6 protein-coding genes are annotated in these 6777 nt (G+C 74.0%); all 6 read left to right on the top strand.

Annotated features, from left to right (window positions below; all coding sequences use genetic code 11):
* Window positions 1–752, top strand: a 752-nt coding sequence (locus N869_RS11670; protein ID WP_156968514.1) for an MFS transporter, incomplete at its 5' end; no start/stop codon positions are given.
* A complete protein-coding gene (gene argS / locus N869_RS11665; RefSeq protein ID WP_035061898.1) occupies window positions 739–2418 on the top strand; it encodes an arginine--tRNA ligase in 1680 nt (559 codons plus the stop codon). The genes N869_RS11670 and argS, both read left to right, overlap by 14 nt.
* The gene (gene lysA, locus N869_RS11660; RefSeq protein ID WP_084137031.1) at window positions 2415–3803 is read left to right on the top strand and encodes a diaminopimelate decarboxylase; all 1389 of its coding nucleotides are present in this window, start codon (window positions 2415–2417) and stop codon (window positions 3801–3803) included. The genes argS and lysA overlap by 4 nt, the downstream gene beginning before the upstream one ends.
* Window positions 3804–3890: 87 nt before the next feature.
* Window positions 3891–5183 (top strand): homoserine dehydrogenase, encoded by a 1293-nt coding sequence (locus N869_RS11655; RefSeq protein WP_084137034.1) that lies wholly within the window; start codon window positions 3891–3893, stop codon window positions 5181–5183.
* Window positions 5184–6254: a threonine synthase gene (gene thrC, locus N869_RS11650; RefSeq protein ID WP_035061893.1), complete on the top strand. Its 1071-nt coding sequence runs from the start codon at window positions 5184–5186 to the stop codon at window positions 6252–6254.
* Between the two features lie 8 nt (window positions 6255–6262).
* A partial coding sequence (locus N869_RS11645) for a homoserine kinase (protein WP_035061891.1) occupies window positions 6263–6777 on the top strand: 515 nt, incomplete at its 3' end.

The following is a 6777-nucleotide window of genomic DNA, read 5'->3' as shown; positions in this document are numbered from 1 at the left end:
TGCGGGGGTCGACCGGCCGGCGTCGGGGGCCGCAGGATCCCGCGCCCCCCGGGCCCTGGGCCGGGGTCCTGCTGCGCAGCCCCCTGGCGTGGGGCCTGGCGGTCGCGTTCGGCATGAACTCCATGAACACCTACGTGCTGTTCGCGTGGCTCCCGTCGTTGCTGACCGACGTGGGCCTGGACCCGGGCGACGCCGCTCGACGCCTGGCCCTGTTCGCGGCGCTCGGGCTGCCCTCGGCGCTCGTGGTGCCCGTCCTCGCCGAGCGGGTGCGGCGCCCGTTCGTGATCGTCGCGCTCTTCTGCGGCTGCCTGGTCGGGGGGTACGTGGGCCTGCTCGTGGCGCCGACGACCGCCCTGTGGGTGTGGGTGGTGCTGCTGGGGGTCGGGCCGGGGACGTTCCCTCTGCTGCTCACCCTGGTGAACCTGCGCACCCGCACCCCCGCAGCCTCCACCGCGCTCTCGGGCTTCGTCCAGGGCGCCGGGTACGCGCTGGCCGCGCCGGGTCCGGTCCTGGTGGGGCTGCTGCACGTGGGGACAGGTGGCTGGACCGCCGTCCTGGTCGTCCTGGTCGTGAGTGTCGGCGTGCTCCTGGGCGCCGGGTGGTTCGCGTGCCGACCGGTGATGCTGGAGGACGCACCCCGCCCGGGCACCGGTCGGACCCCTGGCACGGGGCGGGCGCGCGGGGGCACGGGGCGGGCACGGGGCGGATGCAGGGCGGGGGATCGGTACCCTGGCCCACGTGACTCCCGCTGAGCTGTCCCAGGCGCTGCACGCCGTCCTGACCGCCGCCGTCGACGAGGGCACGGTGCCGCTGCCCGAGGGGTCGGTGCCGGCCCAGGTGACCGTCGAGCGTCCGCGCTCGCGCGAGCACGGCGACTGGGCGACGAACGTCGCGATGCAGGTCGCCAAGCGCGCCGGGATGGCCCCCAGGGCCGTGGCCGAGGTGCTGGCCGCCCGCCTGACGCAGGTCGCCGGTGTCGCGTCCGTGGACGTCGCCGGCCCCGGGTTCCTCAACATCACCCTGGACGCGGCCGCGGCGGGCGAGCTGGCCCGCACGGTCGTGGAGGCGGGTGAGGCGTACGGCCGCAGCGACACCCTGGCGGGACAGCGCATCAACCTGGAGTTCGTCTCGGCCAACCCCACCGGGCCCATCCACATCGGTGGTGTCCGCTGGGCGGCGGTGGGCGACTCCCTGGCCCGGACGCTGCAGGCGTGCGGCGCGCACGTGACCCGCGAGTACTACTTCAACGACCACGGTGCCCAGATCGACCGCTTCGCCCGTTCGCTGCTGGCCCGGGCCCGCGGGCAGGAGGCGCCCGAGGACGGGTACGGCGGCCAGTACATCTCCGACATCGCCGCCCAGGTCCTCGCGGGCTGCCGCGCCGACGCCGCACCCGACCCCCTGTCCCTGCCCGAGGACGAGGCCCTGGAGGTGTTCCGGGCCCGCGGGGTGGACCTGATGTTCACCGAGATCAAGGCGTCCCTGCGGGACTTCGGCGTGGAGTTCGACGTCTACTTCCACGAGGACTCCCTGCACGGCTCGGGTGCGGTGGGCCGTGCGGTCGAGAGGCTGCGCGAGCTGGGCCACATCTTCGAGGCCGAGGGCGCCACCTGGCTGCGCACCACCGACTTCGGTGACGACAAGGACCGCGTCATCATCAAGTCCGACGGGGACGCCGCGTACATCGCCGGGGACCTCGCCTACTACCTGGACAAGCGTGAACGCGGCTTCGACAGGGTCGTGATCATGCTCGGTGCCGACCACCACGGGTACGTGGGACGCATGATGGCCATGTGCGCCGCGTTCGGCGACACCCCCCACGTCAACCTCGAGATCCTCATCGGGCAGATGGTCAACCTCGTCAGGGACGGCCAGCCGGTGCGGATGTCCAAGCGCGCCGGCACGGTGGTGACCATCGACGACCTCGTCGACGCGGTCGGTGTGGACGCCGCCCGCTACGCCCTGGCCCGCTCCTCGGTCGACTCGATGATCGACCTGGACCTGGACCTGCTGGTCCGGGCCACCAACGACAACCCGGTGCACTACGTCCAGTACGCGCACGCGCGCACCGTGAGCGTCGCCCGCAACGCCCACGACCTGGGTGTGCACCGCGAGGGCGGGTTCGACCCGGCGCTGCTGGACCACCAGTCCGAGTCCACCCTCCTGGCGACGATCGGCGAGTACGGGCGGGTCGTCGCCCAGGCCGCCGAGCTGCGGGAGCCCCACCGGGTCGCCCGGTACCTCGAGGAGCTCGCCGGCGCCTACCACAAGTGGTACGACCAGCGCCGGGTCACCCCGTTCGGCGACGAGCAGGTCGGGGACGTCCACCGCACCCGCCTGTGGCTCAACGACGCGACCCGTCAGGTCCTGGCCAACGGCCTCGGCCTGCTCGGCGTGAGCGCCCCGGACCGCAAGTGAGCGCACCCGACGGCGGCAGCGCAGGCGCCGGGACCCCCGGAGCGCTGGACCCCCACCTGTGGCCCTCGAGCGCCGAGGTCGACGCCGCGGGGGTCCTGCACCTGGGCGGGGTGGGTGCGGATCGCCTCGTGGCCGAGCACGGCAGTCCTCTGTACGTCCTGGACGAGGGGGACTTCAGGGCCCGGGCCCGCCGGTTCGTCCAGGCGTTCACCGACGCGTTCGCCGCGGTCGGCACCGAGGTCGACGTCTACTACGCGGGCAAGGCGCTGCTGACGGTCGCGGTCGCCCGGTGGGCCCACGAGGAGGGGCTGCGCATCGACACCGCCACGGGCGGGGAGCTCGCCGTCGCCCTGCGCGCCGGGATCCCCGGTCCGCACATCGGTCTGCACGGCAACAACAAGTCCGACGACGAGCTCACCGCGGCGCTCGCGGCCGGGGTCGGCAGGGTGGTGCTGGACTCGGCCGACGAGGTCCCGCGGGTGGCCGCGGCCGCCGCCGCCACGGGTTCGCGCGCACCGGTCATGGTGCGGGTCACGACCGGGGTGCACGCAGGCGGCCACGAGTACATCTCGACCGCCCACGAGGACCAGAAGTTCGGCCTGTCGGTCGCCGGTGGTCAGGCCATGGAGGTCCTGGAGGCCGTGGCCGCGCACCCGGACCTCGACCTCGTCGGGATCCACTCCCACATCGGCAGCCAGATCCTGGACCCCAGCGGGTTCGAGGTCGCAGCCGACAAGATCCTGCGGCTGCGTGCCGAGCTCGCCGGGCGGACCGGGGACCTGGTCCCCGAGGTCGACCTCGGGGGCGGCTACGGCATCGCGTACCTGCCGGGGGAACGCCCCGTGGACCCTGCCGAGATCGCCGGCCGGGTGGCCGAGGTCGTGGGTCGCACGTGCGCGGACCTGGGGACGCCCCTGCCCCGGATCTCGATCGAACCCGGCCGGGCCGTGGTCGGGCCCGCCGGGGTGACCCTCTACACGGTCGGGACCGTCAAGCAGGTACGCACCGGCGACGCCGCCGTCCCGGAGCGGACGTACGTCTCGGTGGACGGCGGCATGAGCGACAACCTGCGGCCCGCGCTGTACGGCGCCCGCTACCACGCTCAGGTGGTCTCCCGTCGTACCGGGACCGAGGCGGTTCCGGCCCGGGTGGTGGGCAAGCACTGCGAGAGCGGGGACGTGGTCGTCCGCGACGTGCAGCTGCCCGGCGAGGTCCGTCGGGGCGACGTCCTGGCGGTTCCCGCCACCGGGGCCTACGGGCGCTCGATGGCGTCGAACTACAACATGGTGCCCCGCCCGCCCGTGGTCGCGGTGCGTGCGGGGACCTCACGGGTGCTGGTGCGCCGCGAGACCGTCGAGGACCTGCTCGGGCTGGACCAGGGTTGACAGGCGGACGGTCCCGACAGGGATGAGACCCCGCCCGTATCCTGGGGCGGCCCCGGGGCCGGGGCACGGACGACGAGAGGTGACGTGGTGGCAGGCAGTGGAGCCGTGCGGGTGGCCGTGCTCGGGTGCGGGGTCGTGGGCACCGAGGTGGTCCGGCTGCTCACGCAGCAGGGTGCCGACCTCGCCGCGCGCGCGGGCGCCCCGTTGGAGCTGGTGGGCATCGCGGTCCGGGACGTGGCGGCGCCGCGCGACCAGGTGGTGGACCGTGCGCTGCTGACCTCGGACGCCGAGTCGCTGGTCGACGGCGCCGACGTGGTCGTCGAGGTGATGGGCGGCATCGAGCCGGCGCGGGGTCTGATCCTCCGGGCGCTGCGCGGTGGGGCGTCGGTGGTGACCGCCAACAAGGAGCTGCTCGGCAAGGACGGTCCCACCCTCTACGCCGCTGCCGACGAGGCGGGCGTGGACCTGTACTTCGAGGCCGCCGTCGCCGGCGCCATCCCGATCGTGCGCCCGGTGCGGGAGTCGCTCGCGGGTGACCGGGTGACCAGGGTCCTGGGCATCGTGAACGGCACCACCAACTACGTCCTGGACCAGATGACCAGCGGGGGGCTGGAGCTGGGCGAGGCGCTCGCGCAGGCCCAGGAGCTCGGTTTCGCCGAGGCCGATCCGACCGCCGACGTCGAGGGCCACGACGCGGCCGCCAAGGCCGCGATCCTCGCCTCCCTCGCCTTCCACACCCGGGTGTCGGTGGCCCAGGTCCACCGCGAGGGCATCATGGCGGTGACCGCGGACGACATCGCCCGGGCCACGGCCACCGGTCACGTCGTGAAGCTGCTGGCCCTGGCCGAGCGCAGCGGCGACGGAGTGGTGGTGCGTGTGCACCCCGCGCTGGTGCCGCAGGAGCACCCGCTGGCGAGCGTCCGGGGCTCGTTCAACGCGGTGTTCGTCCAGGCCGAGGCCGCCGGGGAGCTGATGTTCTACGGCAGGGGCGCCGGGGGCGTCCCGACCGCGTCCGCGGTGCTGGGCGACGTCGTGACGGTCGCGCGGCACAAGGTGAACGGCGGCAAGGGCCCCATCGAGTCCCGGTACGCCCAGCTGCCTGCCCGCCCCGTGAGCGACGCGGTGACCCGCTACCAGGTGGTGCTGCGGGTCGAGGACCGCCCCGGTGTGCTCGCCCAGGTCTGGCAGGCGGTCGCCGAGCGGGGGGTCTCGATCGAGACGATCAGCCAGTCCCGCGCAGAGGACGACGGTGAGTACGCCGACCTGCAGATGGTCACGCACGCGGCTACGGACGCGGCGCTGTCCTCCACGGTGTCGGACATGTCCGAGCTGTCGGTCGTGGTCGACGTCCTGTCCGTCCTGAGAGTCGAGGGGGTCTGAGTGGCACAGCAGTGGCGCGGTGTGATCGCGGAGTACGCCGATCGTCTGCCGCAGCACGTCCAGGAGCGGGTGGTGACCCTCGGCGAGGGTGGGACCCCGCTGGTCGCGGCCCCGCGGCTCAGCGAGCTCACCGGCGCCCAGGTCCACCTCAAGGTCGAGGGCATGAACCCCACCGGGTCGTTCAAGGACCGGGGGATGACCACGGCGATCTCGGCCGCGGCCGGGCGCGGGGCGCGAGCGGTGGTGTGCGCCTCGACGGGCAACACCTCGGCATCGGCCGCCGCCTACGCCACCGCCGCCGGGATGACGTGCGCCGTGCTGGTGCCCGACGGCAAGATCGCGATGGGCAAGCTGAGCCAGGCCATCGCCCACGGCGCCCGCCTGCTGCAGGTCGAGGGCAACTTCGACGACTGCCTGGTCGCGGCCCGCAAGCTGGCCGAGACGTACCCGGTCGAGCTGGTGAACTCGGTGAACCCCGACAGGATCCAGGGCCAGAAGACCGCGGCGTTCGAGGTGGTCGACGCCCTCGGCGACGCGCCCGACGTGCACGTGCTGCCCGTGGGGAACGCCGGCAACATCACGGCCTACTGGGCGGGCTACACCGAGTACGCGCGTGACGGCGTCGCCGCACGCACCCCGGCGATGTGGGGGTTCCAGGCGGCCGGTGCGGCCCCGATCGTGCTGGGACACCCCGTCACCGAACCCGAGACGGTCGCGACGGCGATCCGCATCGGGAACCCGGCCTCGTGGGAGCAGGCGCTCGCGGCGAAGGAGGAGTCCGCGGGTCTGATCGAGTCGGTCACCGACGAGCAGATCCTCGCGGCACACCGGCTGCTGGCCGCCGAGGTGGGCGTGTTCGTCGAGCCCGCGTCGGCGTCGGGTGTCGCAGGGCTGCTGATGCTCGCCGAGTCCGGACGCGTCCCGCGCGGCGCCCGGGTCGTCGTGACCGTGACGGGCCACGGGTTGAAGGACCCGCAGTGGGCGCTGCGCACCGCTGACGGCGGGTCGATCGAGCCCGTCCGCGTCAGCGCCGAGGCGATGGCGATCGCCTCCGCGCTCGAGCTGGGCTGAGCACCGTCATGCGGCTGCACACAGGCGAGGTGAGCGTCCGGGTCCCGGCCACGAGCGCCAACCTGGGCCCCGGTTTCGACGCCCTGGGCCTGGCCCTGGCCCACCACGACGAGATCGAGGCACGCGTCGTCGACGGTGACCGGGTCACCGTCGAGGTCCAGGGCCAGGGTGCGGGGGACCTCCCCACCGGGGAGGACCACCTCGTGGTCCGCGCGGTCAGGGCCGGGCTGGAGCACGTGGGTGCCCCGCACGTCGGTCTGCACCTCCGATGCCTCAACCGCATCCCCCACGGTCGGGGGATGGGGTCGTCGGCGGCCGCGGTCGTCGCGGGGCTGCTGATCGCCCGGGCGCTGGTCCCGGAGCCCGGTGCGCTGGACGACGTCACCGTCCTGGACCTGGCCACCCGGTTCGAGGGACACCCCGACAACGCCGCGCCCGCGCTCCTCGGCGGCGCCACCGTCGCCTGGTCGGACCCGGCCGGTCCCCGGGCGAGCGTGCTGCCCCTGCGCGCGGACGTCGAGGC

Origin of the sequence: Cellulomonas bogoriensis 69B4 = DSM 16987 (genome assembly GCF_000767165.1) — a bacterium.
Taxonomy (GTDB): domain Bacteria; phylum Actinomycetota; class Actinomycetes; order Actinomycetales; family Cellulomonadaceae; genus Actinotalea; species Actinotalea bogoriensis.
The sequence above is the reverse complement of the archived record's forward strand: the minus strand, read 5'-3'. Positions and strand labels throughout refer to the sequence as shown.